The sequence below is a fragment of the Micromonospora sp. WMMD754 genome, assembly GCF_049315235.1.
GTDB classification, from domain to species: domain Bacteria; phylum Actinomycetota; class Actinomycetes; order Mycobacteriales; family Micromonosporaceae; genus Micromonospora; species Micromonospora sediminicola.
In genome coordinates, this window is sequence record NZ_CP186058.1 from 2,520,715 (window position 1) to 2,547,379 (window position 26,665).

The window sequence follows — 26,665 nt, forward strand, 5'->3', positions numbered from 1 at the left end:
CGCGGTTCGCTTCGTCCGTTGTGGATGAGGCGTACCCGACGCGAGGAGGCGCACCTAGAGTGCAGGCCAAGCTGAGCACGATGTTCCAGTCCCTACGAGTCCGTAACTACCGACTCTTCGCCACCGGGCAGCTGATCAAACTGATCGGCGTCTGGATGATGTTCATCGCCCAGGACTGGCTCGTCCTCGAGCTCAGCGACAACTCCGCGACCGCGCTCGGCGTGGTCACCGCGTTGCAGTTCACCCCCGTACTCCTGCTCACCCTGCTCTCCGGCCGGCTCGCCGACCGCTACGACAAGCGGATGCTGCTCTTCGTCGCCAACGCGTTCTGGACCGTGCTGGCGCTCGGCATGAGCCTGCTGGTCGTCACCGGCGTCGTGCAGCTCTGGCACGTCTTCGCGTTCGCCGCCCTGCTCGGCGTCGCCAACGCGGTGGAGACCCCGGTCCGGCAGGCGTTCGTCTCCGAGCTGGTCGGCATGCCGCTGCTGCCGAACGCGCTCTCGCTCAACGCGGCCGTGTTCAACTCCGCCCGGATCGTCGGCCCTGCCGTCGCCGGCCTGGCCATCGCCGCGTTCGACGTCGGCCCGGTCTTCCTGGTCACCGCGCTCAGCTCGATCGCCCCGCTGGTCAACGTCGTCCGGATGCGCCCGCAGGAGCTGCACCGCAAGGACCTGCCGCCGGCCGGCGAGCGGGACCAGGCGCGGGTGGTGGACGGCCTCCGCTACGTGGCGCGCCGCCCCGACATCCTGCTGCCGATGGTCGTCATGTCGGTGATCGGAATGAGCCTGTTCAACTTCCAGCTCACCCTCGCCGCGCTGGCCAAGACCGTGTTCCACACCGGCGCCGCCTCGTTCGGCCTGTTCAGCACCGCGCTGGCGGTCGGCGCGCTGGTCGGCGCGCTCGCCGGGACCGGCCGGCGCAGCCGGCCCTCGGTCTGGCTGGTGCTCGGCGCGGCGATCGGCTGCGCCAGCTTCGGCACCCTGGTCGGGCTCGCGCCGGCGTACTGGATGGTGGTCTCGCTCCTGCTGCCCACCGGGTTCTTCATGGTCTTCTTCGCCCAGGCCGCCAACCAGCGCGTGCAGCTCGGCGTCGACGCCTCCTTCCGGGGACGGGTGATGGCGCTGTGGGTGCTGGTGTTCCTGGGGACGAACCCGGTCGGCGCGCCGATCATCGGGTGGGTGGCCGAGCGGTTCGGCGCCGGCGCGAGCATCTGGATGGGTGGCCTGATCTCACTGGCCGCCGCGCTGCTGGCGCTCACCTGGCAGCTGCGCCGCTCCGGCGCCCGGCTGCGGATGCGGGTGCTGCCGATGCCCCGCTTCTACGTGGTGTCCCCCGGGGCCGAGTGAAAGGAGGGGCCCCCTCTTAACGCATTCGGTAGAGGAGGGGCCCCCTTTTAACACCCGTACCAGTCGGATTCCCGGAACGGGTGGCAGCCGGGTGCGGCAGGGCTTAGCGTCGATGTGTGGGATTGGGGCAGGAGCTGCTACTCGCGCTGACGATCCTCGCCGTCTGCTGCCTGCCCGCCCTGATCGCGCTGGTCTTCTGCGCCGACGAGATCCTCGACCGGATCGCCTGCGGCTGGGCCGACTGGCGCGACCGACGCCGCGAACGCCGCACCATCGCCCGACTCGACCGGGCCATCGAGGCCGAGGCGCTGACCCGCGACATCGACCTCACCGAGTTCGACCGGGAGGGCCGCCGCCCGCTGGAGCAGCTCGCCACCGACCTGCGCCGGCTCGGCGGCCACCGGCTCGCCGCCGCCGACCGCTCGGTGGTGTGGCACGGCGCGGTCATCGAGGCGTACGACGAGCGGCTGCGGGCCGCCTGCCGGGCCCTGGGCATCGCCGAGCATCTAACCGAGCTGGACGGCGTCGACCGGGAGATCGAACGGGTACGCGTCGAGGGGTTGCTGCACGCCGCCGGGCTGACCCTGCCCGCCGCGCGTGCGGCGCACCACCAGCGGCACCGCTGACCGGGTGCGCCTCTTCGCGGCGGTCTACCCGCCCCCGGCGGCGGTCGCCGACCTGGCCCGGCGGATCACCGGGCTGCGCGTCGGCGCCGCCTCAGCCGCCGGCGTCAAGGTGCGGCTCGCCGACCCGGATCACCTGCACCTGACGCTGGCCTTCCTCGGCGAGGTGCCGGACGACCGGCTGGTCGACGTCGAGAGCGCGCTCGGGCTGGCCGCGCAGGCGTTCCGCGACGGCCGGGCCGGCCCACCTCGGCTGCGCCTCGGCGGTGGCGGCAGCTTCGGTCAGGGACACTCCACGGTGCTGTGGGTGGACGTGCGGGGTGAGGCCGACGCGCTGGACACGCTCGCCCGGTTGGTGCGCGACGGGCTGCGTCGGGCCGAGCTGCCCCACGACGACAAGCCGTTCCGGGCCCACCTGACCATCGCCCGTCCCGGTGACCGGGACGCCGCCGCCGACGTCCGCGCCGACCGCGAGGATCTGCACAGGTACGAGGGTCCGGAGTGGCCGGCCGACGAGCTGGTCCTGGTCCGCAGCCACCTCGGGCGGAACGCTCGCCACACCCGCCTCGCCGCCTGGCCGCTGTGACAGCTCGCCGCCGGCATCCGCAGCGTTGAGCTGCCCGCTGCCCGCTGCCCGCTGCCCGCTGCCCGTCATGCGGCGCCGTGTTAACAAGGGCCCCCGCCTATACCGGAGGCGTTAAGCGGGGGCCCTTCCTTGCACCTACCAGGCCCAGGCCTCGGGGCCGGGGCCGCCGTTGCCGACGGGCGGGAACAGCTCGTCGAGGCGGGTGAGGGTGGGGTCGTCCAGGTGCACGTCGAGGGCGCCGAGATTGCGGTCGAGTTGGTCCATGGTGCGCGGGCCGACGATCGGGGCGGTCACGCCCGGCCGGGACAGCAGCCACGCCAGCGCCACGTCGGCCGGGTCCTGGCCCAGGTCCGCGCAGAGCTTCTCGTACGCCTCGATGGTCATCCGGTGCTCGGCCAGCGCGTCGGCCGAGCGGCCGCTGGCGCCCCGGGCCGCGCTGCCGTCGGCCATCTTGCGGATGATTCCGGAGAGCAGCCCGCCGTGCAGCGGCGACCAGGGGATGATGCCCAGGCCGTAGTGCTGCGCGGCCGGGATCACCTCCAGCTCGACGTGCCGGGTGAGCAGGTTGTAGATGGACTGCTCGGAGACGAGGCCGAGGAAGTTGCGCTTCCCGGCGGCGGCCTGAGCCTGGGCGATGTGCCAGCCGGCGAAGTTGGACGACCCGACGTAGAGCACCTTGCCCTGGGCGACCAGCGTCTCCATCGCCTGCCAGATCTCCTCCCACGGCGTGGTCCGGGAGACGTGATGCATCTGGTAGAGGTCGATGGTGTCGGTCTGGAGCCGCCGCAGCGAGTCCTCACAGGCCCGGATGATGTGCCGGGCGCTCAGGCCCTGGTCGTTGGGCCACTCGCCCATCTTGCCGTAGACCTTCGTGGCCAGGACGACCTTGTCGCGCCGCCCGCCGCCCTGGGCGAACCAGCGGCCGACGATCTGCTCGGTCACGCCCTCGCCGAGCTTCCAGCCGTAGACGTTCGCGGTGTCGAAGAAGTTGATCCCGTGTTCGAGCGCCCGGTCCATGATGGCGAAGCTGTCCGGCTCGTCGGTCTGCGGCCCGAAGTTCATCGTGCCGAGGCAGAGCCGGCTCACCGACAGGCCGGTGCGTCCCAGGTTCGTGTACTCCATAGGTCCACCCTGGCACGCGGGCACTTCGAGTGCCTTGTCGACGAGCCAGGGTGGACCGGAGGATCAGGAGGACTCGCGGGCCGCCGGGCCGCTGCCGAACAGCACGTCGTCCCAGCTCGGGAGCCGTTTGCGCGGCTTGCCGGCGGCGTCGGTGGACTCGTTGCCCGAGCCGCCGGACGCCGCCGCCGGACCGGTGCGCCGGGGCCGCAGCACGGCCAGCGACGGCACGGCCGGGACCTCCTTCGGCGCGTCCGAGTCGTCGTCGAACGCCGAACCCTGCCCGCCGCCGAGCAGCGCGGCGGCACCACCGGCGACCGCCCGCTGGCGGGGGGCGTCCGACCCGGCCAACGCGGCCGGGGACCGGGTGTCGAGGCCACGGCCGGACGTGCCGCCGAGCGGCCGGTCCAGCGAGGCGAGCAGCGCGTCCCGGCCGGCGCGGATCGGGTCCCGCCCCGGACGGGCGTGGTCGGACGCGGCCGGCAGGCCGTGCCCGCCCCGGCTCGGCTCGCCCCGCGACGGGCCGGGCAGCGCGTGGCCGCCCCGCTCCGGCGCCGGCTCCTGGCCGAGGATCGGCGTCGGACGCTCGGCGCACAGGTATTGCGCCATGTCGTCGTGCGGGGCGACGTTCTGCCGGGTCTTGTCGAGATCCCAGACCGCCTGGGCGGTGGCCTTGCCGGACGGCCAGGTGGCGATGATCCGCCAGGTGCCGTCGTCGCGACGGTAGGCGTCCCAGGAGATCTTCTCGGTGTCGATCCCGTGCTGGGCCAGCCGACCGTTGACCACCTCGGCCAGCGGGGTGGGCTTCTCCGCGCCCTTGAGCCGGGTGCGGCGGGCGTGCTGGGCGAGCATGGCCCGCTCCTGGAGCACCGGGCCGGCGTAGCGCAGCACCCGGTCGACCGGCACGCCGGCGATGCGGGCCACGTCCTCGGCGGACTCGCCGGAGCGGATCCGGGCCTGGATGTCGCGCGGGGACAGGGACGGCGTCGGGTCGGTGGCGGACGGCACCACGGCGAGCGGGGGCGCGCCCGGCTCGGCGTGCAGCGCCGAGGCGATGCGCTCGTCGATGGGCAACGCGAGCAGGCGCCCCACCTCGTCGGCGAGCACCAGGGCCTGGCCGTCCTCGGAGAGGGCGACGAAGCGTACTGGGCGCATGGGCTTGCCTCCGTCCCGCTTCGCTGGCCGTCACGCCACGGGAGCCGGCCACCCGGGCGTCTCGCACCACCGTACGCTCATCTACCCGGACATGGGGACTGCGACACCCCGGCATGTCGCGACTGAGCTGCGGCAATGATCACGGTGGGTGGCCGCCGGAGCCCCGACGACCACCCACCGTGACGGAACGATCAGAGTCGCTCTACCACGTAGTCGATGGACGCGGTGAGCGCCTCGACGTCGGCCGGCTCGACGGCCGGGAAGAGCGCCACCCGCAGCTGGTTGCGGCCGAGCTTGCGGTAGGGCTCGGTGTCGACGATGCCGTTGGCGCGCAGCGCCTTGGCGATCGCGGTGGCGTCCACCCCGTCGGCGAAGTCGACGGTGGCGACCACGTTGGAGCGCAGCGCCGGGTCCGACACGAACGGGGTGGCGAACGACGAGCGCTCGGCCCAGCCGTACACGATGCCGGCGCTCTCGGCGGTGCGCTTGGCCGCCCAGGCCAGCCCGCCCTGGGAGTTCATCCAGTCGGTCTGCTCGGCGGCCAGGAAGATGGTCGCCAGCGCGGGCGTGTTGTACGTCTGCTCCAGCCGCGAGTTGTCGATCGCGGTGACCAGGTCGAGGAAGGCCGGGATGTAGCGGCCCGAGGACTTGATCTCGGTGGCCCGGGCGAGCGCGGCCGGCGACATCAGCGCCAGCCAGAGGCCGCCGTCGGAGCCGAAGCACTTCTGCGGGGCGAAGTAGTAGACGTCGGTCTCGCCGACGTTGACGTCCAGCCCGCCGGCGCCGGAGGTGGCGTCGACCAGCAGCAGCGAGCCCTCGTCGGCGCCCGGCACCCGGCTGATCGGCACCGCCACGCCGGTCGAGGTCTCGTTGTGCGGGGTGGCGTAGACGTCCACGCCCGCCTCGGCGACCAGGGACGGCGCGCTGCCCGCCTCGGACTTGCGCACGGTCGGCTCGCCCAGGAACGGAGCGTCGGAGACCGACTTGGCGAACTTGGCGCCGAACTCGCCGAAGCTGGCGAACTGGGCCCGGTCACGGATCAGGCCGAACGTGGCGACCTCCCAGAACGCGGTGGTGCCGCCGTTGCCGATCACCACCTCGTACCCCTCGGGGAGGGAGAAGAACTCGGCCAGGCCGCGGCGCAGCCGGGCGACCTGGTCCCGGACCGTCTTCTGCCGGTGCGACGTGCCCAGGTAGCTGGTGGCGACGTCGGCGAGCGCGGAGACCGCGGCCGGACGGACCTTGGAAGGCCCGCAGCCGAAGCGTCCGTCGGCGGGCCTGAGGTCGTCGGGAATCCGGATGGTCGGTGCGTCAGCCACGGTTGTCTCGATCCTTCCGCATGGGCGAGGGCGGGCCCTTTCCTGCGGGCGCGGACCGGCGACCGGCTCGTGCGTCGGGCGCACGGGACGGCCGGGATCCGAACCCGGCCGGCAGCGCTGCCGGCCTTCATCCTCGCACCCGACCGGTCGCGACCGGCCGCTGGTCCCACGCCCGGCCCTGAGGCGTACGCCACAGCGCGGGCGTCAAGAAGGGGCCCCGCCTAGGCGGAATGCGTTAAGCAGGGGCCCCTCCTTGCACCTCAGACGCCGTGGGGGATGGCGTCCCAGCCCTCGACCTGCTGCGGCTTGCGGGTGCCCGGGCCGACGTAGGTGGCGGACGGGCGGACCAGCCGCTGGAGCTTCTTCTGCTCCAGGATGTGCGCGGACCAGCCGCCCATCCGGGCGCAGGTGAACATCGAGGTGAACATGTGCGCCGGCACCTCGGCGAAGTCCAGCACCACGGCCGACCAGAACTCGACGTTGGTGGCGAGGACGCGGTCCGGGCGGCGGGCCTGAAGCTCGGCCAGGGCGGCCTTCTCCAGCGCCTCGGCCACCTCGAAGCGGGGCGCGCCCAGCTCCTTGGCGGTGCGCCGGAGCACGCGGGCGCGCGGGTCCTCGGCCCGGTAGACCCGGTGCCCGAAGCCCATCAGCCGCTCGCCCCGGTCGAGCACGCCCTTGACGTAGCCCTCGGCGTCGCCGCTGCGCTCGACCGCCTCCAGCATGGTGAGCACCCGCGACGGCGCGCCGCCGTGCAGCGGGCCGGAGAGCGCGCCGATGCCGGAGGAGATGCAGGCCGCGGCGTCCGCGCCGGTGGAGGCGACGATCCGGGCGGTGAAGGTGGAGGCGTTCAGGCCGTGCTCGGCGGCCGAGATGAAGTAGGCGTCGACGGCCTTGACGTGCCGCGGGTCGGGCTCGCCCCGCCAGCGCTTCATGAACCGCTCGACGATCGTCTCGGCCTTGTCGATCTCCTTCTGCGGCACGGCCGGCAGGCCCAGCCCGCGCGCCGACTGGGCGACGAAGGAGAGCGCGGTGACCGACACCCGGGCCAGGTCCTCGCGGGCCTGCTCGTCGGAGATGTCGAGGAGCTGGTTGAGACCCCAGTACGGGGCCAGCATGGCGACCGCGGACTGCACGTCGACGCGGATGTCGCCGGAGTGCACCGGCACCGGGAACGGCTCGGCCGGCGGCAGGCCGGGGCCGAACCGGCCGTCCACCAGCAGCGCCCAGACGTTGCCGAAGGAGACCTGGCCGATCAGATCCTCGATGTCCACGCCCCGGTAGCGCAGCGATCCGCCCGCGCGGTCGGGTTCGGCGATCTCGGTCTCGAAGGCTACGACGCCTTCGAGGCCCGGCTTGAAATCGGACATGTCGTCTCCTGGCTTGGGCTCGGTGCGCCCGGGCGGACCGATCCGGCCCCGCAGCTCAGGCGACCCTCAGGGATGTGGTTCGTGACATCTTGCCCGGTGGGTAACCAGGTGCGCGACCCGCGGGCGGTGTGCGCCACGTGACATCCCCGCCGGTGGACACGCGGGCGGGGAGGAGAAGACTGGGTGGCGGGGCCTGGCCAGCGTCGGGGGACGCGGGCGCGCCCGGGAGAGGAACGGCGAGAGTGACAGGCGACACACCCGCCCCGGCCGGCATGCGTAACGAGTACGCCGCCGACCTGGGCCTTTCCGAGCCGGACCTGGCGCCGGACTGGCACACCCAGTTCGGCCGCTGGTTCGCCGACGCGGTGGCCCACCCGCTGCCCGAGCCGAACGCGATGGTGGTGGGCACCGCCGACGCCGAGGGCCGGCCCAGCGGACGCACGGTGCTGCTCAAGGGGTACGACCCGGAGGGGTTCGTCTTCTTCACCAACTACCGCTCGCGCAAGGGCGTCGAGGCGACCGCCAACCCGTGGGCCAGCCTGGTCTTCCCCTGGTTCCCGATGCAGCGGCAGGTCACCGTCACCGGCCGGGTGGAGCGGGTCGACCGGGCCGAGACCGAGGCGTACTTCGCCGGCCGGCCGCGCGGCTCCCAGCTCGGGGCGTGGGCCAGCACCCAGTCCGAGGTGGTGCCGGACCGCGCCGCGCTGGACGCGGCGTACCGGGCGGCGGCGGAGCGGTTCGCCGGGGTGGAGCCGATCCCCGCGCCGCCGCACTGGGGCGGCTTCCGGGTCCGCCCGGAGACGGTGGAGTTCTGGCAGGGCCGGGCCGGCCGGCTGCACGACCGGCTGCGCTTCCGGCGTACCGGCGACGGGGTCTGGGTCGTCGAGCGGCTCGCACCGTGACGGAGGTCACCAGGACCCGGCCGCGCGGGGCGCGCCGCTGGGCGATCGACCTGCGCCCGCTGGGCGTGCCCGCGTACCGGCGGGTGTGGCTCGGCAACGCGGTGGCGATGTTCGGCTTCCAGTTCACCGCCGTCGCGGTGCCGGTGGAGATGTTCGACCTGACCGGCGGCTCGTTCTGGGTCGGCCTGCTGGGCATCGCCGGGTTCGTGCCGCTGCTGGTCTTCGGGTTGTGGGGCGGAGCGGTCGCCGACGCGCGGGACCGGCGGCGGGTGCTGCTCGCCGCCGGCGCCCTGCTCTGGGCCGCCACGCTGGGGCTGCTGGTGCAGTCACTGGCCGGGGCGGGCAGTCCGATGCTGCTCCTGCTGCTGGTGGCCGTGCAGACGGTGGCGTTCGCGATCACCTCGCCGGCCCGCAGCGCGATCCTGCCCCGGCTGGTGCCGGCCGAGCTGGTCCCGGCCGCCACCACGCTGAACTACACCACGTTCACCGCCGCGGCCGTCTTCGGCCCGCTCGCCGCCGGCCTGATCTTCGCCGCCTGGCGGGTCGAGGTGGCGCTGCCCATCGCGTACGGGGTGGACGCGCTGCTGTTCACCGTCTCGCTCTGGGCCACCCTGCGGCTGCCGGCGATGCCACCGGAGCCGGACCCGGACGGCGGCGTCCGCAAGGCCGGGCTGGCCAGCATCGTCGACGGTTTCCGCTACCTGGCCACCACGCCGGTGCTGCTGCTCTCGTTCGCCATCGACCTGATCGCGATGATCCTGGCGATGCCGCGGGCGCTCTTCCCGGAGCTGGCGCAGGAGCGGTTCGGCGGCGGCGCGGCGGTCGGCTGGCTCTACAGCTCGATCGCCATCGGCGCGATGCTGGGCGGCCTCACCTCCGGCTGGATCGGCCGGGTCCGCCGGCAGGGGCTGGCGCTCACCGTGGCCGTGGTCGGCTGGGGCGTGGCGATCGCGTGCGCCGGCCTGGCCGGCCAGCTCTGGCTGGCGGTGCTGCTGCTCGGTGTGGCCGGCGCCGCCGACCTGGTCAGCGCGACGCTGCGGCAGTCGATGCTGCTGGTCTACGCGCCGGACCGGATGCGCGGCCGGCTCCAGGGCGTGAACACGGTGGTGGTGGCCGGTGGGCCACGGCTGGGCGACCTGCGGGCCGGCACCATGGCCGCCGGTTTCGGCACCGGGTTCGCCATGGTCGGCGGCGGTCTCGCGGCGGCCGTGCTCGCGACGCTGCTGGTCGTGGCGTTCCCCGCGCTGCTGCGCTATCGCGCGACCACCCACGCCGACGACGGTCGCTGACGGTAGGGTCCCGGACATGGGGATCGACGTGCAGCCACCGTCCGGGACACAGTGGACCATCGCCGCCGACGGCCACGAGGCCGTCGTGGTGGAGGTGGGCGGTGGGCTGCGGGCCTACCGGCACGACGGCCGGGACTACCTCGACGGGTACGCCGAGGACGAGCTCTGCCCCGGCTCGGCCGGGCACGTGCTCGCCCCCTGGCCGAACCGGATCCGCGACGGCGTCTACACGTTCGGGGACCGCTCGTTCCAGCTCGACCTGACCGAGCCGGAGCGGCACAACGCCCTGCACGGCCTGGTCAACTGGGTCCGGTGGGAGCTGGTCGAACGGTCGGCGGAGAGCGTCACGCTCGGCTACGACCTGCCGCCCACCCCCGGCTACCCGTGGGCGCTGCGGCTGCGCAGCCGGTGGAGCGTCGGCCCGGAGGGTCTGCGCGCCGAGCACGAGGTGACGAACCTGTCCGCCGAGCCGGCGCCGTTCGGCTTCTCCGTGCACCCCTACTTCCAGCTGCCCAAGGTCGGCGTGGACGAGCTGCTGATGCGCGTACCGGGGCGGAGCCGGGTGCAGGTGGACGGCCGGCTGCTGCCGGTGGCGGCGAGCGCGGTGAGCGGCACCGAGTTCGACTTCACCGCCCCCCGCCCGATCGGTGACCTGGTGCTCGACATGGCCTTCGGCGACGTGGAGCGGGAGGCCGACGGCGGCTCGGCGGTGACGCTCGGCGCGCCGGACGGCTCGTCGTCGCTGCGGATCTGGGCGGACCGCGAGTTCGGCTGGTGGCAGGTCTTCACCGGCGACACGCTCGGCGGCGAGCGGCACCGTCGGTCGGTCGCGGTGGAGCCGATGACCTGCCCGCCGGACGCGTTCCGGTCCGGGCGGGACCTGATCACGCTCGACGCCGGCCAGACGTGGCGGGGCGTCTGGGGCGTCCGGCCGGCGGCCTGACCGTGGAGTTCGCCGAGGTCGTCCGGCGACGCCGGATGGTGCGCAACTACGACCCGGACCGGCCGGTGCCGCCCGAGGTGGTGGACCGGCTGCTGGCACACGCGCTGCGGGCGCCGTCGGCCGGGTTCGCGCAGGGCTGGGGCTTCCTGGTGTTGGAGGAGCCGGCCGACCGGGCGCGGTTCTGGTCGGCGGCGACGCCGGACGGCGGCGGCCGGGAGCGCTGGCTGACCGGCATGCGCCGGGCCCCGCTGATCGTGGTGCCGCACGCCAACCGGGACGCCTACCTCGACCGGTACGCCGAGCCGGACAAGGGTTGGGCGGACCGCGCCGAGGAACGCTGGCCGGTGCCCTACTGGTACGTGGACACCGGCTTCGCCGCGCTGATGATGCTGCTCACCGCCGTGGACGAGGGGTTGGGCGCCTGTTTCTTCGGCATCCCGCCGCAGCGGACCGGGGCGTACCGGGAGGCGTTCGGGGTACCGCCGGAGCTGCACCCGATCGGCGCGATCACCATTGGTTACCGAGCCGTCGACCACCGGTCACCGTCGCTGCGCCGGGGGCGGCGTCCGGTGCAGGATGTGGTCCGGCGGGGACGGTGGAGTTGAGCGGTTAGGCTGGCAGGCACATCGTCAGCCGGGCCTGGGGGAGGAGAGCGCGCCGTGATCTTCAGGGCGGTCCGGGACGGTCGTCCCTACCCGGAGCACAACTTCACGCTGAAGCAGTGGGCCGAGATCCCACCGCGCCCGCTGCGGCTGGACCAGCTCATCACCACCAAGCGGGAGCTGGCGCTGGACAAGCTGCTCGCGGAGGACTCCACCTTCTACGGCGACCTCTTCCCGCACGTGGTGCAGTGGAACGGCGGGCTCTACCTGGAGGACGGCCTGCACCGGGCGCTGCGCGCCGCGCTCCAGCAACGCAACCAGATCCACGCGCGGGTGCTGGTCCTCGGCGACCAGGGCGAGTGACGCCCGCCTGAGGCTTGGTTAAGGTGACGCCATGACTCCTCTCGACCTGCTCGACATCGACGCGTCGCTGAGCGAGGAGGAGCGGCAGATCCGCGCCGTCGTGCGCCAGCTCGTGACCGACCGGGTACGCCCGCACGTCGCCGGGTGGTACGAGGACGGCGAGGTGCCGGCCCGCGAGCTGGCCCGCGAGTTCGGCAAGCTGGGCCTGCTCGGCATGCACCTGACCGGGTACGGCTGCGCCGGCGCGTCCGCCGTCGCGTACGGGCTGGCCTGCCTGGAGCTGGAGGCCGGCGACTCCGGCGTCCGTTCGCTGGTGTCGGTGCAGGGGTCGCTGGCCATGTACGCGATCTGGCGTTTCGGCAGCGAGGAGCAGAAGCAGCGGTGGCTTCCGGCCATGGCGACCGGCGAGGCGATCGGCTGCTTCGGGCTGACCGAGCCGGACCACGGCTCCGACCCGGCGTCGATGGCCACCCGCGCCCGCCGTGACGGCGACGACTGGATCCTCACCGGCGGCAAGATGTGGATCACCAACGCGCCGATCGCCGACGTCGCCGTGATCTGGGCGCGCACCGACGACGGTGTGCGCGGCTTCGCCGTACCGATGGACACGCCGGGGGTGACGGCGCGCGAGATCCGGCACAAGATGTCGCTGCGCGCGTCGCTGACCGGCGAGATCACCCTCGACGACGTGCGGCTGCCGGCGGACGCCCAGCTGCCCGGCGCGACCGGCCTGAAGGCGCCGCTGAGCTGCCTGACCGAGGCCCGCCACGGCATCGTCTGGGGCGCGCTCGGCGCGGCCCGCGACTGCCTGGAGACCGCCCTGGGGTACGCGACCACGCGCACCCAGTTCGGCCGGCCGCTGGCCGGCTTCCAGCTCACCCAGGCCAAGCTCGCCGACATGGCCGTGGAGTGGAACAAGGGCATGCTGCTCGCGCTGCACCTGGGCCGGCTGGCCGAGGCCGGGAAGCTGCGCCCCGAGCAGGTCAGCGTGGGCAAGCTGAACAACGTGCGGGAGGCGCTGGCCATCGCCCGGCAGTGCCGCACGATCCTCGGCGCGAACGGCGTATCGGGGGAATATCCGGTGATGCGGCACGCCAACAACCTGGAGAGCGTGCTCACCTACGAGGGCACCTCGGAAATCCACCAGCTGGTCATCGGGCAGCGGCTGACCGGGCTCTCCGCCTTCGCCTGACGAGCGGGTTCACCCGATCGGGTCGCTCGACGAGCGACTGTCGCACGGTGCCCGTACCGTCATAGTCAGTCGATGTGTCGGACGAGGACGGTGAGGGGCGATGGCCCGCGACGGTGACATCAACCAGCCCACCAGGGAGTTCCCGGAATACCCGACCAGCGAGTCCCTGCGCGACCGGGCGGATTCTCCGCTCGACCCCGAGCCGGGTGGTCGGGCACCGGGCGGCGGCCCGGCACGCGGTCTGCTCTGGGTGCTCGGCGCGGCCGCGCTGGCGGTGGTGGTGCTGCTCGGCGTGCAGGCGACCGGCCTGCTGCCCGACTTCCGCAACCCGTTCGCCAAGGAGCAGACCGACCGCAGCCAGCCGCCGTTGCTCAAGTCGATCCGTGACCTGAGCCGCTACGTCGCCGCGGAGGGCAACTTCCAGGTGGTGGTCGACGTGCAGAACGACCGGCGCAACGTGCCCGACTTCCTGCTCAACGAGCGCACGCTCTTCGTCGGGGCCGGCCGGGTCGAGGCGTACGTCGACTTCACGAAGATCGCCGACGGCGCCGTGGTGGTCTCCGACGACGGCAAGTCCGTCGAGATCAAGCTGCCCGCGCCGCAGCTCGGCGAGACCGATCTGGACATGGACAAGAGCTACGTCTTCGCCGAGGAGCGGGGCCTGATCAACCGGCTCAACGACCTGGTGTCCGGCGACCCCAACCGGCAGCAGCAGGTCTACAAGCTGGCCGAGGACCGGATCACCGCCGCCGCCCGGGACAGCGGGCTCGGCGCGCGGGCCGAGGCGAACACCCGCAAGATGCTGGAGGGGCTGCTCCGCTCCCTCGGCTACGAGAAGGTGACAGTCACCTACACGGCACCCTGACCTGTCACGACGCGCCCCGCCCCGGTCGTTCCGGAGCGGGGCGCCGTCGTGTCCGCCACCCGCTCCGGCCGCCGCGCGGCGGCCTGTCCCGTCCCCGCCACCCCAGGCTCAGCGTGTCGGCCCCGCCACCCCCGGCTCAGCCGCGCCGCCCCAGGGCCCTGGGCCCCGACGGCGCGGTCCTGGCATCCCGGGCCCTGGCCGCTCGGCATCCCGGCGGCTCGGCCCTGGCGTCGACGGGGGGGGCACATGAGTTCAGAGCGATATACCGCTGAGTCACAAATATGACCCAGCGGTATATCGGTCTTCGGGGGAATCGACCAGTGACTCACTACGGACAGTGACCCGGCTTCCCGCCACCCGTGCTCCGTAGGCCGCGCAGCTCGGGCCGGGCGGCGTCGGGTCAGCGGGTGGCGAGGTAGCGGTCCTCGTTCGGCATCAGGATCCACAGGACCAGGTAGACGATCACCTGGGTGCCGGGCAGTAGCAACGACAGCAGAAACAGCAGCCGGACCATGCCGGCCGACATGCCGAACCGCTGCCCCAGGCCGGCGCAGACACCGGCGATCATGCGCCCCTGGCGGGGCCGGACCAGTTTGCGACTCATCGTCGTCTCCCACTTCTGCGGCGATCCGCCGCGCTGATTCCACGGTAGAAAGGGGTGCGCGCCGCGCCCTCGGCCCCGAGGAGGATCGGCGACCCGGGCACCCGTAGGTGCTTACCCCGGCGCACCCCCGCCGACGCGTCCACCGACACTCGTCGATGCGTGCCGTGGGGCTGGCTGCTCGGGTCCTTCAGCGCGGGCCGCGGGGCGCATGTGGCGGGGTGGGGCGGGTAGTGAGCTGGGGAGGTAGGCTCGCCGGTCGGGCGCCCACACCCCGGGCGCCGGGCCGTCGAACCCGCCGAGCGGGCACACGGCGCGCACCGGTTCGGATCCGCACAACGGGGACGACGGCGAGGAAAGTGCAGCCATGATCAGTGTTTTCGATCTTTTCAGCGTCGGTATCGGGCCGTCCAGCTCGCACACCGTCGGGCCGATGCGGGCCGCCCGGACGTTCGTGGCGGGCCTCAAGGCCGACGGGCAGCTGGCCGACGTGACCCGGGTGCAGGCGGAGCTGTTCGGCTCGCTCGGCGCCACCGGCCACGGTCACGGCAGCGACCGCGCGGTGCTGCTCGGGCTGGAGGGCGAGGCCCCGGAGACGGTCGACACCGACACGGTCGGGCCGCGGGTGGAGCGGATCCGCGCCGAGCGGCGGCTCCGCCTGGTCGGCAGCCAGGAGATCGACTTCGACCCGGACCGTGACCTCATGCTGCACCGGCGGCGCTCGTTGCCGTACCACCCGAACGGGATGACGTTCGCGGCGTTCGACGCGGCCGGGAACGAGGTGCGTACGCGCACCTACTACTCGGTGGGCGGCGGGTTCGTGGTGGACGAGGCGGCCGCCGGGGCGGACCGGATCAAGCCGGACAGCACGCGGGTGAGGCACCCGTTCCTCACCGGCGCGGAGCTGCTCGACGTCACCACCCGCACCGGCCTGTCGATCAGCGAGGTGATGCTCGCCAACGAGCTGTCCTGGCGCAGTGAGGCGGACGTGCGCGCGGGGCTGCTGGAGATCTGGCGGGTGATGCGCGAGTGCGTGGAGAACGGGTGCACCCGCGACGGCGTACTCCCGGGTGGGTTGAAGGTCCGCCGCCGCGCGGCCGAGCTGCGGCGCGGCCTGGAGGCGGAGGGCGAGGGCAGCGACCCGCTGCGGGCCATGGACTGGGTGACGCTGTTCGCGCTCGCGGTCAACGAGGAGAACGCGGCCGGCGGGCGGGTGGTCACCGCGCCGACGAACGGGGCCGCCGGGATCATCCCGGCCGTGCTGCACTACTACACCCGGTTCGTCCCGGGCGCCTCCGAGGAGGGGGTGGTGCGGTTCCTGCTGGCCGCCGGCGCGATCGGCGTGCTGTTCAAGGAGAACGCCTCGATCTCCGGCGCGGAGGTCGGCTGCCAGGGTGAGGTCGGCTCGGCGTGCTCGATGGCGGCGGCCGGGCTGGCCGAGGCGCTGGGTGGCACGCCGGAGCAGGTGGAGAACGCGGCCGAGATCGGCATGGAGCACAACCTCGGGCTCACCTGCGACCCGGTCGGTGGCCTGGTGCAGATCCCGTGCATCGAGCGCAACGCGGTGGCCAGCATCAAGGCGATCACGGCGGCCCGGCTGGCGCTGCGCGGCGACGGGGTGCACCACGTGTCGCTGGACAAGGTCATCAAGACCATGCGGGAGACCGGCGCCGACATGAAGGTCAAGTACAAGGAGACGGCGCGGGGCGGCCTCGCGGTCAACGTGATCGAGTGCTGACCCCGTTGGGGTGACCCCCGGGTCGACGGCCGCCACGCCGACGACGAACGGCGCGACGATGGCCCGGTGACGTCCGCCGTCGCGGCGCTCTGGTCCGCCCGCACCTCGCTGCGCATCCTGGTCCGGCGGGATCTCGCGGTGAAGTACCAGCAGTCGCTGCTGGGCTACTTCTGGTCGCTGATCGAGCCGCTGGGCATGGGCCTGATCTACTGGTTCGTCTTCGGCGTGCTCTATTCCGGCGCCACCCGACGGCACCTGGGCGAGGCGGCCGGTTCGTACCCGCTGTTCCTGATCACCGGGATCTTCGCCTGGATGTGGGCCAGTTCGGCGCTGACCGAGGCGGCCAACGCGCTCACCGGGCAGTCCCGGCTGATCACCACGATGAACCTGCCCCGACCGATCTTCCCGATCGGGCGGGTCGCCGGCCGGTTCGCCGAGTATCTGGCCGGCCTGCCGATCCTGGTCGCCGTCGCGGCGCTCTACGCGGCCCACGGGAAGATCCGCCCGGGGTGGAACCTGCTCGCCCTGCCGCTGGCCGTCGCGGTGCAGTTCACGCTGCTGGTGGGCCTGGCCCTGCTGCTGTCGGCGGGCAACGTGCTGATGCGGGACATCGAGCGGACCATGCGGCTGGTGATCCGGGTGCTGTTCTACGCCACCCCGATCATCTATCCGCTGAACCTGGTCCGGGACTCCGGCATGCCGGGCTGGCTCAAGGTCGCGTACGAGCTGAACCCGCTGGTCGGGATCTTCCAGTTGCACCACGCGATCTGGTACCCGGACGAGTTCCCGGACGCCCGGCTGCTCACCGTCACGGTGGTGGGCAGCGGGCTCGTCCTGGTGCTCGGCTGGTGGGCGTTCCACCGCCTCGAACCGGCCGTGCTGAAGGAACTCTGAATGACGGCGATCATCGAGGCGGACGGGCTGGGCATCCGGTTCGTCCGCAACCGGCGCCGCCAACTGCGGCTGCGGGAGCTGATCGTGCACCGGGGCGCCCGCGACCCGGACGCCGGCCGGTTCTGGCCGCTGCGCGACCTGTCGTTCCGGGTCGAGCCGGGTGAGACGGTCGGCGTGGTGGGGCGCAACGGCACCGGCAAGAGCACGCTGCTGCGACTGATCGCCGGGGTGCTCATCCCGGACGAGGGCACGATCGCGGTGCGCGGCCGGGTGGCGCCGCTGCTGGAACTCTCCGCCGGCTTCTCCGGCGACCTGACCGGCCGGGAGAACCTCTACCTGGTGGGCGGGCTGCACGGGCTCTCCCCGGCCTACCTGCGGCAGCACTTCGACGAGATCGTCTCGTTCGCCGGTGAGCAGGTGGAACGCGCCATCGACACGTCGGTGCGGCACTACTCGTCCGGGATGAAGGTGCGGCTCGGTTTCGCGGTGATCGCGCACCTGCCGCACCCGGTGCTGTTGGTGGACGAGGTGACCGCGGTCGGGGACGCGGAGTTCCGCGCGAAGTGCTATGCGACCATCGAGCGACTTCTCGCGGAAGGGCGCACGCTGGTGCTGGTGTCACACAACGACAAGGACCTCACCCGGTTCTGCCGTCGGGGGCTCTACCTCGACGCCGGACGACTGATCGTCGACGGGACGATCGACGAGGCGCTGGCCGCCTACGCCGACGCGGCGCAGCGGTGACGCTCGCGATCGTGCTCGCCGCCGGACCGGCGGCGGGCCGCCCCACCGAGGACGGGGAACCGCCGGCCGACCGGCTGGCCGCGCAGTGGCGCCGGGCCGGGGCGGACGACGTGCGGATCGCCGCCGACCTGGCCGAGCTGGCCGACCTGGTGGCCGGCGCGACCGGCCCGGTGCTGGTCAGCGGCGTCGACCTGATGGCGCACACGGCCGTACTGAAGCACCTCGCGACCAGCCCGGTCGGGCCGACGGTGGCGCTGGTGCTCACCGATCCGCCGGCGGCCGGGCAGGCGACGGTGCGCGAGGAGCGCGGGCAGGTGGTCGAGGCCGGCGCGGTCGCGGACGCGACCGGCGTGTTCGGCGGCGCGCTGCGGGTCGGCCCGGCCGACCTGCCGGCCCTCGCCGAGGCCGCCCGTCGGGCCGCGGGCGGCATCCCCGCTCCGGCGTCCGCGCCGGACCCGCGACCGACCGAAACGGCGTCCGCGCCCGGGGCCGGCGTCGCCGGGGGCGGGCCGCTCGCCGACCTGGACCGGCTGGTGGCCGACCTCGCCGCCCGGGGCACCCTGATCTTCGCCCACCGGGTACGCCTGCTCGTGGCGCACCGGGCCGGCGACGCGGCGCAGCGCCGGGCCGCCGAGGCGCAGGTGGCGGCGGTCGACGAGGACCGGGCCGAGCTGAAGCTGTCGGTGAAGGAGCGGGACGACTTCTTCACCACGTTCTTCGTCAGCACCTGGTCGCCGTACGTGACGAAGGCCGCCGCCCGGATCGGCATCGGCCCGACCGGCGTGACCATGGTGTCGGTGGCGTTCGCGGTGGCGGCGGCGGTGCTGTTCGGCGTCGGCGGCCGGCCCGCGCTGGTGGCCGGCGCGGTCCTGCTCTACCTGGGCTTCGTGCTCGACTGCGTGGACGGGCAGTTGGCCCGCTACACCCGGCACTTCAGCGCCTGGGGCGGCTGGCTGGACACCATGGCCGACCGGTTCAAGGAGTACGTGGTCTACGCCGGCCTCGGCTACGGGGCCACGCAGGCCGGGTTCCGGTACGGGTGGGCGCTGGCGCTGGCCGCGATGACGGTACAGACCGTGCGGCACATGACCGACACCTGGTACGGCGCGCTGCACGACGAGGCGGCGCGCCGGCCGAAGGTGGTGACCGGGGACGCGGGCGGCATCGGCGGGAAGCTGAACGCGGCGTCGACCCGGGTGCAGGCGGACACCGGCTCGGTCTCGTACTGGCTGAAGCGGACGGTGGTGTTTCCGATCGGCGAGCGGTGGGCGCTGATCGCGTTGGCCGCCGCGCTGTTCGGCCCGCTGGTGGCGCTCTGCGCGGTGCTGGTCTGGGGGACGCTGGCGTTCGCGTACACCGGGGCGTTGCGGACGCTGCGGGCGCGCTGGATGCGGGTGCCGGTGCTGACCACGGTCGACACCGGCCTGCACCGCGACGACGGCCTGCTGACCCGGACGCTGCCGGCCGCGCGCCGGCCGCTGCTGGTGGCGGTGGTGGCCGCGCTCGGTGCGGCGGCGCTGCTGGTCTGGGCGCTGTGGGCGGTGCACGGCGGGCGGGACCTGCCCGGCTGGGCGGCGGTCTTCGTCCTCGTGCTGCTGCTGGGCGCCGCGCAGGGCGCGCGGGCGCCGCACGCCGGGGCGCTGGACTGGCTGGTGCCGGCCGCGCTGCGGGCCGCCGAGTATCTCTTCGCCATCGCGGTCGGGGTGGCCGGGCGCGCGCCGGCCTGGCTGATCTTCGGGTACGTCCTGGTGCTCACGCTGCACCACTACGACCTGACCGCCCGGCTGGAGAAGCGACAGGCGGCGCCGCCGCTGCATGCCGCCACGCTGGGCTGGGAGGGGCGCTCCCTGCTGCTGGGGATCGCGCTGATCGCCGGAATTGTGAGTATCGCTCTGGCTACACTCGGTACGTACCTTCTTGTGGTTTTCGTCGCGAGTGTGGTCCTCGCCTGGGTGGTCCTGCCGGCCCGTGCCCGTGGGGGTGTGCGCTCGCCGGGCTGACGGAGGGCGGGTCGGGATGACGCTGATCAGCTTCGTCGTGCCGGCCTACCGGGTGCAGGGCTACCTGCGGGAGTGTCTCGACTCGATCCTCGACCAGCCGTTCGGCGACCTCGAGGTGATCGGGGTGGACGACGCCTCCCCGGACGACAGCGGCGAGATCCTGGCCGAGTACGCGGCCCGCGACCCCCGGGTCCACCCGGTCCGATTGGCGGAGAACGTCGGGCTCGGTCCGGCCCGCAACATCGGGCTGGACCGGGCCGTCGGCGAGTACGTGTGGTTCGTCGACGGGGACGACTGGCTGGTGCCCGGTTGCCTGCCGCACGTCGCCGACCGGCTCCGCGACACTCGCCCGGACGTGCTGCTGGTGGACCACGTCCGGGCGCACTGGAACAACGTCGGCACCCGCAGCGCCATGCGCGACGTCTTCCCGGAGCCGCCCGGCGCGACCACGTTCGCGCTGCGGGACCGGCCGGAGACGTTGCGGCTGCTGCACACCGCCTGGAACCGCCTGGTCCGCCGGGAGTTCCTGGTCGAACGCGGGCTCCGCTTCGAGCCGGGCTGGTACGAGGACGTGTCGTTCAGCTATCCGGCGTTGATGGCCGCCGACCGGATCGGGGTGCTGGACCGGGTCTGCGTGAACTACCGGCAGCGCCGCACCGGGGCGATCACCCGGACCCGGGGCGACCGGCACTTCGAGGTGTTCGCCCAGTGGCACCGGGTGTTCCGGCTGATGGACCGGTGGGGGCCGGCGGTGGCCGGGCTGCGGCCGGCGATCTTCGAGCGGATGGTCTGGCACCACCTGACCGTGCTCGGCAACGGCGACCGGATCGCGCCCGAACTGCGGGCCCCGTTCTTCGCCCAGATGCACGCCGACTACGTCCGCTTCCGGCCGCCCGAGGGCTATCCGGTTCCGCCGGGCGTGGAGGGGCTCAAGCACCGCCTGGTGGCGGCCGGTCGGTGGCGGACGTTCAGCGCGTTGCGCGAGGCGCACCAGGCGGGGGAGGTCGCCCGGCGGACCGCCGTGGGAGCCCGCCGGCGGGTGGCGCCGGTGGTCCGGCGTACCGCCCGGCGGGCCCGGGACACCGCGTTGCGCGAGTACTACCGGGCCGAGCTGCGCCGGCCGATCGACCCGATGCTGGCGGTCTACGCGGCCTACTGGTACCGCGGTTACTCGTGCAACCCGGCCGCGGTCTACGAGGCCGCGCGACGGCTCGCGCCGCAGGTGCGCGGGGTGTGGATCGTGCGGCGGGACCGGGTGGCCGCGTTGCCGCCGGGGGTGGAGTACGTGGTCGCCGGGACGCGGGAGTACCACCGGGTGCTGGCCCGGGCGCACTGGCTGGTCAACAACGTCAACTTCCCGGACTTCGTCCGCAAGCGCCAGGGGTCGGTGCACGTGCAGACCCACCACGGCACGCCGGTCAAGGTGATGGGGCTGGACCAGCAGCGCTACCCGGTCGGCGCGATGGGGATGAACTTCGCCGGGCTGCTGCGCCGGGTGGACCGCTGGGACTACAGCATCACCTCGAACAGCTTCTCGACGCAGATGTGGGAGCGGGCGTACCCGGCGGACTACACCACGCTGGAGGTCGGCTACCCGCGCAACGACCGGCTGGTCCGGGCGACGCCCGAGGAGTGCCGCCGGGCCCGCGCCGCGCTCGGCCTGGGACCCGACGAGTACGTGGTGCTCTACGCGCCGACGCACCGCGAGCACCTGCCCGGCTGGCGGCCACCGTTCGACCCGGACCGGATGCGCGACGTGCTCGGCCCCGCCGGACGGCTGCTGATGCGCAGCCACTACTTCCACGACCGGGAGCGTCACCCGGGGGGACCGGCGGCGGACGGCGTGCTGGACGTGAGCGCCCACGACCGGGTGGAGGACCTCTATCTGGCCGCCGACGTGCTGGTCACCGACTACTCCTCGGCGATGTTCGACTATGGCGTGCTGGACCGGCCGATCGTGGTCTACGCCCCGGACTGGGACGCCTACCGGGTGGCCCGGGGCGTCTACTTCGACCTGCTCGCCGAGCCACCGGGTGCGGTGGCGGTGGACTTTCCCGGGCTGCTCGACGTGTTCCGCTCCGGCGCGATCGACGACGAGACGGCCCGGCGGGCGCGGGCGGCGTTCCGGGACCGGTTCTGCGCGCTCGACGACGGGCGCGCCGCCGAGCGGGTGGTGCGGCGGGTCTTTCTTCACGAACCGGCGTGAAAAACGGTTACTGGCCGGTCACTTAACTGTGGGGCCCGGCGAATACCGCTTAATAGGACTGTCACGAGACGAACATGGCACGTTTACCCGATGTGCGGATCCGATGATCCTGGTCACAGTCATTGCCGGGTTCGGGCGAGCGACTGGGGAGGTGACGGTGACCACCGTCGCGCTCAAGGATGTCACCAAGGTGTTCCAGGACGGAACGATCGCGGTCGACACCATCAATCTGGACGTCAACGACGGCGAGTTCATGGTGCTGCTAGGCCCGTCGGGCTGCGGCAAGTCCACCGTGCTGCGGATGGTGGCCGGGCTGGAGGATCCCACCTCCGGCGCGGTCATGCTCGGTGGTGAACTCGCCAACGACCTGCCGCCGCGGGACCGGAAGATCGCCATGGTCTTCCAGGACTTCGCGCTCTATCCGCACATGACCGTCGGTGACAACATCGGCTTCCCGTTGCGGCTCTCCGGCGTCGAGCCCGGGCCGCGCGGCGAGCGGATCCAGGACGTGGCCGGCGCGCTGGGCATCGGCGACGTGCTCGCGCGCAAGCCCAGCCAGCTCTCCGGCGGCCAGCGGCAGCGGGTCGCCATGGGCCGGGCGATAGTGCGCCGCCCCGGCCTCTTCCTGATGGACGAACCGCTGTCCAACCTGGACAGCGGACTTCGCGCCGAACTGCGGGCGGAGATCTCCGGCCTCACCCGCGAGCTGGGCGTCACCACCATCTACGTCACCCACGACCAGGCCGAGGCGCTCACCATGGCCGACCGGGTCGCCATCATGCGCAAGGGCGTGCTCCAGGACGTGGGCACCCCCACCCAGGTGTACGGCCGGCCGGCCACGCTCTACGTCGCCGCCTTCCTGGGCAGCCCCCGGATGAACCTGCTGGAGGCGTCCGTCTACGTCCACCTCGACCGGTACGTCGCGCTGAACCTCGGTGAGCAGGCGCTCTACCTGCCCTGGGACGACATCCGCAGCCGGGCCGTGGCGCACTACCACGGCGAGCGGATCGTGGTCGGCATGCGGGCCGAGGCGCTCACCCCGGTCGCCCCGGACACCCCGGGCGACGTGCTGCACGGCCGGATCCGCTACCTGGAGCACCACGGCCACGAGTCGCTGGCCTTCCTCGACATCGGCGCCACCGCGATCGTGGTCGACGAGATGGGCACCCCGGTCGAGCGGGCCGCTCCCGGGCAGCGCAGCCTGCGCCGGTTCGGTCAGGTGATGCAGCGGCTGACCGGTCGCGCGGCGGAGTCCGCGCCCGCCGCGGCCCCCGCGCCCAACGGCGGTGGCGGTGGCAACCGCACCAGCGTGCTGCCCGACCCGGGCCGGCACCACCGCCGCCCGGCGGAGCTGGCGGTGCGGCTGGCGCCGTACCCGCAGGTGGCCTCCGGGCACCCGCTCGCGGTGCAGGTGCGGATGGACGCGCTGCACTTCTTCGACGAGCGCGGCGACCGCATCGACGTCGGCTGGCGCTGAGACGTAAGGAGGGGCCCCCTGTTAACGCATTCTGCATAGGAGGGGCCCCTGTTAACACCCCTTCAGGCCGGCGAAGACAACAGTGAGTGTGCGGGCCTGCAGGTGGTCGTCCCACCCGCCGTGCAGGGCGCCCTGACACAGGCTGGCCAGCAGCGCCATCACCTCCGGCAGCCGGACCGACGCATCTACCGCCCCGGCGTCCTGGGCCTGGGTCAGCAGCCGCCCCACCGCGTCCGAGAGGTGGCCCACCGCGTCCGGAACCCGGATGTCGATCCCGGATCCGGCGAGCAGGTCGACGGCGGTCTTCTTCGCCGCGGCCTGAGCCACGACATGCCCGAAGAACGCGAAGAGGTCGCGTTCGCCGGCGTCCTCGACCAGCTGCGCGAGCAGCCGCTTCATGATCGCGGCAAGCAGGTCGTCCTTGGTGGGGAAGTGGCGGAAGACCGTGCCGATGGCGAGGCCGGCCCGCCGGGCGACCTCCTCGGTGGAGGCGCGCGTGCCGAACTCGGCGAAGACCGTCTCGGCGGCGTCGAGGATGCGTGCCCGGTTGCGCTGCGCGTCGGCGCGTAGCGGCGATCCCTCTATCAAAGTGAGTCCCCACTCATTATTGTCGGAGGCAAGTCGAGTCATCGCTCATTATTCAGGAGGCGGACATGACGCCCACCGAGATCTTCGACCGCATGCGCGCCCGGTGGCTCGCGAACCTGCCCACCTACGAGGCGGACTCCCTCGCCGACGACGTGGTGGTCGAGACGCCGTTCGCCGCACCCGGCCACCCGACGCGCACCGAGGGGAAGCAGCAGGTCCTCGACTGGACCCGAGCCGGTCGGGCGGAGTTCCCGGTCCGGTTCGACGACTGCCGCAACGTGGTCGTGCACGAGACCGTCGACCCCGACGTGATCGTGGTCGAATACGAGCTGGTCGGCACGCACACGACGACCGGGGTGACCGCTTCGGCGCCGTTCATCGGGGTGCTGCGGACGCGGGACGGCAAGCTCGCCCACTGGCGCGAGTACCAGCACACGCTCGCCATCGCAGGCCATGCTGCCTCCTCGATGACGCCTACCACCCGCCGGGTGGCGCGACGATCGGGCGTCGGTGCGGGCCCCAGGCGACGAACCGGGTGAACATCTCGGTCGGCGACGGCGCGTCGTCGGGATTGAGCCGGTAGAGGTCGCGCGTCGCCTCGTAGAGCAGCCCGCACAGGTAGATGGCCAGGCCGATCCGGTTGTCCTCGTACTCGTTCCTGAGCAGCAGGCGGGCCAGCGGGCACGGCCACGGCCGGCCGCAGGCCCGGCAGCACCACATCGGACGCAGCGGCGTGTGCGGCGTGGCGTGCAGGGGGTACGGGCGGGGGCGGTCCGCCGCCGGCCCGTCCGGTGGCTGCCCGAGCTGATGGCTGATCACGGACGCTCCTCTCGGTAGCGGGAACCGGACGAGTTCGGCTCCACTGCGTGACAGTGTCGTCACCGCGTGGCTAGGGTCGGAAGGCGTTCCGCCCCCACCGTCCCGGCCGTCCGACCGGCCGACTTCCGTGTGCAGCCGTGTGCAGAGGTGTGCAGATGATCCGTGTGCCGTTGTGGGACCTCTTCGCCGGTGAGCTGCGGCGGCTACGCACGGATGCGGGGCTGACCCAGGAGGCGCTGGGCGAGCGGGTGAGCTATTCCGCCTCGCTGGTCGCGGCCGTCGAGCAGTGTCGCCGCGCGCCGCGCGCCGAGTTCACCGAGCGTTGCGACGAGGTGTTGAACGGCGGCGGCCTGCTGGTCCGCATCCGGGACGCGCTGATGCAGGAGGCGCTGATGCCGTGGTTCCGCGAGTGGGTGAGCATCGAGCAGGAGGCTGCCTCACTGCGTAGCTTCGAGCCGCTTGTTGTTCCCGGGTTGTTGCAGACCGAGGAGTACATCCGCGCACTGCATGAGGGTGCGAGTCCACTCGTCGGTGAAGCGATGGAGCAGCAGGTAGCCGCTCGACTGGCCCGGCAGCCGGTGTTGGACCGTCCCGCGCCGCCACAGTTCGTGGCGGTGCTCGATCATTCGGTCCTGGCCCGCCCGGTCGGAGGGCCGAAGGTGATGCGGGAGCAGTTGGAGCATCTGGTCGAGATGGGCCGCCGACCGCGCATCCACCTGCACCTGGTCCCGGAGACGGTCGGTGCCTATCCCGGGCTCAACGGCGCGTTCGTGCTCGCCACCCCTGCCGACGGCGACGACGTGGGCTACCTCGATAACCAGTTGCACGGCACCATTGTGGAGCGGACCGTGGACGTAAACTCGCTGCGGCAGACCTGGGAGTCCGTCCGCGCGGAGGCGATGCCGCACGGGGCGACCCTGGCGGCGATCTCGGAGGCGGCGAAACGATGGAGCTGACCGGCGCGACCTGGCGCAAGAGCACCCGCAGCAGCGGCAACTCCGGCAACTGCGTCGAGGTGGCCGACAACCTGCCCGGCGTCGTCGGCGTCCGCGACAGCAAGGACCGGCAGGGGCCGGCGCTGACGTTCACGCCGTCGAGCTGGGCGGCGTTCGTCGCGCGCACCAAGCGCTCCTGACGCGTCGGGCGAGCGTCAGCAGGAACTCAACCGGTCGATCGGAATCGTCATGCTCGCGCTCAGGACCATGGCGAGCACGGAGACCGCGAGCCACGGCCAGGGGTTCGGGAAATGACTCCACCTGCCGCCCCAGGCGAGCGCGACGGACAGGGCCGCCGCCAGCAGCATCACCACGCTGAGCAGGAAGAGGACGATCCTCGCCTGTTGGAACGAGTCGGCCGTGTCGTTCGGACACGGTGCGGTGGGCGCGAGGAACGGCAGGCAACTGAGGCAGCCGAGCAGGGTGAGCAGTCCCGACAGCACGGTGACCACCGTCGCTGCCGTCGTCGCCGCGCGGGATCGCATTGCTCGGACGGTAGGCACCGAAGGTCTCGCGGGTGACACGACCGGACAACGGTGTCGGTCTCACCCGGCGGTGGTGGTCCGCTGTTCCGGCGCGAACGGCCACTCCTCGAAGGACCTGCACCGACCGTCCTCGGCGAACCGCATGATCCACAGATCCTGCCACTCCTGGTCGGCGGGGTCGCCGTAGCGCACCTGCACCCGGGCCACCCCGGTGTCGCCGTCGACGGCGATGATCTCGGCGGTCATCTCGAAGACCTCATCGGGTCCTTCGCGTTCGCTCTCCCACATCCGGGCGATGGCGGGGAGGCCGACGACCGGCTCCCGGTACGGCCCCTGCCGGTAGGTCGCATCGGCCGTGAAGATCGAGTCGAGCGCCGCCGTTCCCGGTGTCCGCCACGCCTGTTCGTACGCCGCGATCCAGTCGGCCACCCGCATCCTGTCCATGGT

At 72.8% G+C, this 26,665-nt stretch carries 28 protein-coding genes; 19 read left to right on the top strand and 9 right to left on the bottom strand.

Annotation, left to right across the window (positions count from 1 at the left end):
* The first annotated feature begins 59 nt into the window (after nucleotides 1-59).
* From ACN27B_RS12280 to thpR, 3 genes are all read left to right on the top strand, one after another.
* Nucleotides 60-1,346: an MFS transporter gene (locus ACN27B_RS12280; RefSeq protein WP_396820816.1), complete on the top strand. Its 1,287-nt coding sequence runs from the start codon at nucleotides 60-62 to the stop codon at nucleotides 1,344-1,346.
* Nucleotides 1,347-1,462: 116 nt separating this feature from the next.
* The gene (locus ACN27B_RS12285; protein ID WP_422745009.1) at nucleotides 1,463-1,972 is read left to right on the top strand and encodes a hypothetical protein; all 510 of its coding nucleotides are present in this window, start codon (nucleotides 1,463-1,465) and stop codon (nucleotides 1,970-1,972) included.
* Nucleotides 1,973-1,976: 4 nt separating this feature from the next.
* Entirely contained in the window at nucleotides 1,977-2,555 is a 579-nt protein-coding gene (thpR, locus tag ACN27B_RS12290) for an RNA 2',3'-cyclic phosphodiesterase (RefSeq protein WP_422745946.1), read from the top strand.
* A gap of 135 nt (nucleotides 2,556-2,690) precedes the next feature.
* Here thpR and ACN27B_RS12295 read toward each other — a convergent pair whose 3' ends face one another.
* The 4 genes from ACN27B_RS12295 to ACN27B_RS12310 form a co-directional block, all read right to left on the bottom strand.
* Complete coding sequence (locus ACN27B_RS12295; RefSeq protein WP_099162819.1) at nucleotides 2,691-3,677, bottom strand: aldo/keto reductase; 987 nt, start codon at nucleotides 3,675-3,677, stop codon at nucleotides 2,691-2,693.
* 63 nt (nucleotides 3,678-3,740) lie between these two features.
* Entirely contained in the window at nucleotides 3,741-4,829 is a 1,089-nt protein-coding gene (gene sepH / locus ACN27B_RS12300) for a septation protein SepH (protein ID WP_091583270.1), read from the bottom strand.
* Nucleotides 4,830-5,020: 191 nt separating this feature from the next.
* Nucleotides 5,021-6,148 (bottom strand): phosphoserine transaminase, encoded by a 1,128-nt coding sequence (gene serC / locus ACN27B_RS12305; protein WP_098743950.1) that lies wholly within the window; start codon nucleotides 6,146-6,148, stop codon nucleotides 5,021-5,023.
* 260 nt (nucleotides 6,149-6,408) lie between these two features.
* The gene (locus ACN27B_RS12310; RefSeq protein WP_091583263.1) at nucleotides 6,409-7,515 is read right to left on the bottom strand and encodes a citrate synthase 2; all 1,107 of its coding nucleotides are present in this window, start codon (nucleotides 7,513-7,515) and stop codon (nucleotides 6,409-6,411) included.
* Nucleotides 7,516-7,787: 272 nt separating this feature from the next.
* Between ACN27B_RS12310 and pdxH the strand changes: the two genes are divergently transcribed.
* The 7 genes from pdxH (at nucleotide 7,788) to ACN27B_RS12345 (ending at nucleotide 13,671) form a co-directional block, all read left to right on the top strand.
* Nucleotides 7,788-8,417 carry a pyridoxamine 5'-phosphate oxidase gene (gene pdxH, locus ACN27B_RS12315; RefSeq protein WP_422745948.1) on the top strand — a complete coding sequence of 210 codons (630 nt, stop codon included), beginning with the start codon at nucleotides 7,788-7,790 and terminating at the stop codon, nucleotides 8,415-8,417.
* Nucleotides 8,414-9,706, top strand: a complete 1,293-nt coding sequence (locus ACN27B_RS12320; RefSeq protein ID WP_422745012.1) for an MFS transporter — start codon at nucleotides 8,414-8,416, stop codon at nucleotides 9,704-9,706. The genes pdxH and ACN27B_RS12320 overlap by 4 nt, the downstream gene beginning before the upstream one ends.
* 16 nt (nucleotides 9,707-9,722) lie before the next feature.
* Nucleotides 9,723-10,649: an aldose 1-epimerase family protein gene (locus ACN27B_RS12325; protein ID WP_099162815.1), complete on the top strand. Its 927-nt coding sequence runs from the start codon at nucleotides 9,723-9,725 to the stop codon at nucleotides 10,647-10,649.
* A 2-nt stretch (nucleotides 10,650-10,651) separates the two neighbouring features.
* Entirely contained in the window at nucleotides 10,652-11,254 is a 603-nt protein-coding gene (locus ACN27B_RS12330) for a nitroreductase family protein (protein ID WP_099164800.1), read from the top strand.
* A gap of 54 nt (nucleotides 11,255-11,308) precedes the next feature.
* Nucleotides 11,309-11,614, top strand: a complete 306-nt coding sequence (locus ACN27B_RS12335; RefSeq protein ID WP_089154454.1) for a type II toxin-antitoxin system VapB family antitoxin — start codon at nucleotides 11,309-11,311, stop codon at nucleotides 11,612-11,614.
* A gap of 31 nt (nucleotides 11,615-11,645) precedes the next feature.
* The gene (locus ACN27B_RS12340; RefSeq protein ID WP_357625810.1) at nucleotides 11,646-12,806 is read left to right on the top strand and encodes an acyl-CoA dehydrogenase family protein; all 1,161 of its coding nucleotides are present in this window, start codon (nucleotides 11,646-11,648) and stop codon (nucleotides 12,804-12,806) included.
* Nucleotides 12,807-12,906: 100 nt separating this feature from the next.
* On the top strand, nucleotides 12,907-13,671 hold the full coding sequence (locus tag ACN27B_RS12345) for a DUF4230 domain-containing protein (protein WP_099162813.1): 765 nt from the start codon (nucleotides 12,907-12,909) through the stop codon (nucleotides 13,669-13,671).
* A gap of 400 nt (nucleotides 13,672-14,071) precedes the next feature.
* Here ACN27B_RS12345 and ACN27B_RS12350 read toward each other — a convergent pair whose 3' ends face one another.
* Nucleotides 14,072-14,275: a PspC domain-containing protein gene (locus ACN27B_RS12350; RefSeq protein ID WP_026267959.1), complete on the bottom strand. Its 204-nt coding sequence runs from the start codon at nucleotides 14,273-14,275 to the stop codon at nucleotides 14,072-14,074.
* A gap of 364 nt (nucleotides 14,276-14,639) precedes the next feature.
* Here ACN27B_RS12350 and ACN27B_RS12355 point away from each other — a divergent pair, with 364 nt between their 5' ends.
* The 6 genes from ACN27B_RS12355 (at nucleotide 14,640) to ACN27B_RS12380 (ending at nucleotide 23,331) form a co-directional block, all read left to right on the top strand.
* Nucleotides 14,640-16,010, top strand: a complete 1,371-nt coding sequence (locus ACN27B_RS12355) for an L-serine ammonia-lyase (protein WP_099162812.1) — start codon at nucleotides 14,640-14,642, stop codon at nucleotides 16,008-16,010.
* A 66-nt stretch (nucleotides 16,011-16,076) separates the two neighbouring features.
* A complete protein-coding gene (locus tag ACN27B_RS12360) occupies nucleotides 16,077-16,904 on the top strand; it encodes an ABC transporter permease (protein ID WP_099162811.1) in 828 nt (275 codons plus the stop codon).
* Entirely contained in the window at nucleotides 16,905-17,648 is a 744-nt protein-coding gene (locus ACN27B_RS12365; RefSeq protein WP_355516766.1) for an ABC transporter ATP-binding protein, read from the top strand. It begins immediately after the preceding gene.
* Nucleotides 17,645-19,648 carry a DUF5941 domain-containing protein gene (locus ACN27B_RS12370; RefSeq protein WP_422745019.1) on the top strand — a complete coding sequence of 668 codons (2,004 nt, stop codon included), beginning with the start codon at nucleotides 17,645-17,647 and terminating at the stop codon, nucleotides 19,646-19,648. The genes ACN27B_RS12365 and ACN27B_RS12370 overlap by 4 nt, the downstream gene beginning before the upstream one ends.
* A 16-nt stretch (nucleotides 19,649-19,664) precedes the next feature.
* Nucleotides 19,665-21,854, top strand: a complete 2,190-nt coding sequence (locus ACN27B_RS12375) for a bifunctional glycosyltransferase/CDP-glycerol:glycerophosphate glycerophosphotransferase (protein ID WP_422745021.1) — start codon at nucleotides 19,665-19,667, stop codon at nucleotides 21,852-21,854.
* 157 nt (nucleotides 21,855-22,011) lie between these two features.
* Nucleotides 22,012-23,331, top strand: a complete 1,320-nt coding sequence (locus ACN27B_RS12380) for an ABC transporter ATP-binding protein (RefSeq protein WP_091584281.1) — start codon at nucleotides 22,012-22,014, stop codon at nucleotides 23,329-23,331.
* Nucleotides 23,332-23,382: 51 nt separating this feature from the next.
* Here the strand turns inward: ACN27B_RS12380 and ACN27B_RS12385 are convergent, their stop codons facing one another.
* Nucleotides 23,383-23,919: a TetR family transcriptional regulator gene (locus ACN27B_RS12385; protein WP_422745023.1), complete on the bottom strand. Its 537-nt coding sequence runs from the start codon at nucleotides 23,917-23,919 to the stop codon at nucleotides 23,383-23,385.
* 65 nt (nucleotides 23,920-23,984) lie between these two features.
* Between ACN27B_RS12385 and ACN27B_RS12390 the strand changes: the two genes are divergently transcribed.
* A complete protein-coding gene (locus ACN27B_RS12390) occupies nucleotides 23,985-24,458 on the top strand; it encodes a nuclear transport factor 2 family protein (protein ID WP_422745025.1) in 474 nt (157 codons plus the stop codon).
* On the opposite strand, the gene ACN27B_RS12395 is transcribed toward ACN27B_RS12390, so the two are convergent.
* Complete coding sequence (locus ACN27B_RS12395; RefSeq protein WP_099162805.1) at nucleotides 24,394-24,738, bottom strand: hypothetical protein; 345 nt, start codon at nucleotides 24,736-24,738, stop codon at nucleotides 24,394-24,396. The genes ACN27B_RS12390 and ACN27B_RS12395 overlap by 65 nt on opposite strands.
* A 155-nt stretch (nucleotides 24,739-24,893) precedes the next feature.
* Between ACN27B_RS12395 and ACN27B_RS12400 the strand changes: the two genes are divergently transcribed.
* On the top strand, nucleotides 24,894-25,694 hold the full coding sequence (locus ACN27B_RS12400) for a helix-turn-helix domain-containing protein (RefSeq protein WP_422745027.1): 801 nt from the start codon (nucleotides 24,894-24,896) through the stop codon (nucleotides 25,692-25,694).
* Nucleotides 25,685-25,873, top strand: a complete 189-nt coding sequence (locus ACN27B_RS12405; protein ID WP_422745029.1) for a DUF397 domain-containing protein — start codon at nucleotides 25,685-25,687, stop codon at nucleotides 25,871-25,873. The genes ACN27B_RS12400 and ACN27B_RS12405 overlap by 10 nt, the downstream gene beginning before the upstream one ends.
* Nucleotides 25,874-25,888: 15 nt before the next feature.
* On the opposite strand, the gene ACN27B_RS12410 is transcribed toward ACN27B_RS12405, so the two are convergent.
* Entirely contained in the window at nucleotides 25,889-26,218 is a 330-nt protein-coding gene (locus ACN27B_RS12410; RefSeq protein WP_422745031.1) for a hypothetical protein, read from the bottom strand.
* A gap of 60 nt (nucleotides 26,219-26,278) precedes the next feature.
* Nucleotides 26,279-26,662: a nuclear transport factor 2 family protein gene (locus ACN27B_RS12415; RefSeq protein WP_422745951.1), complete on the bottom strand. Its 384-nt coding sequence runs from the start codon at nucleotides 26,660-26,662 to the stop codon at nucleotides 26,279-26,281.
* Nucleotides 26,663-26,665: the final 3 nt, after the last annotated feature.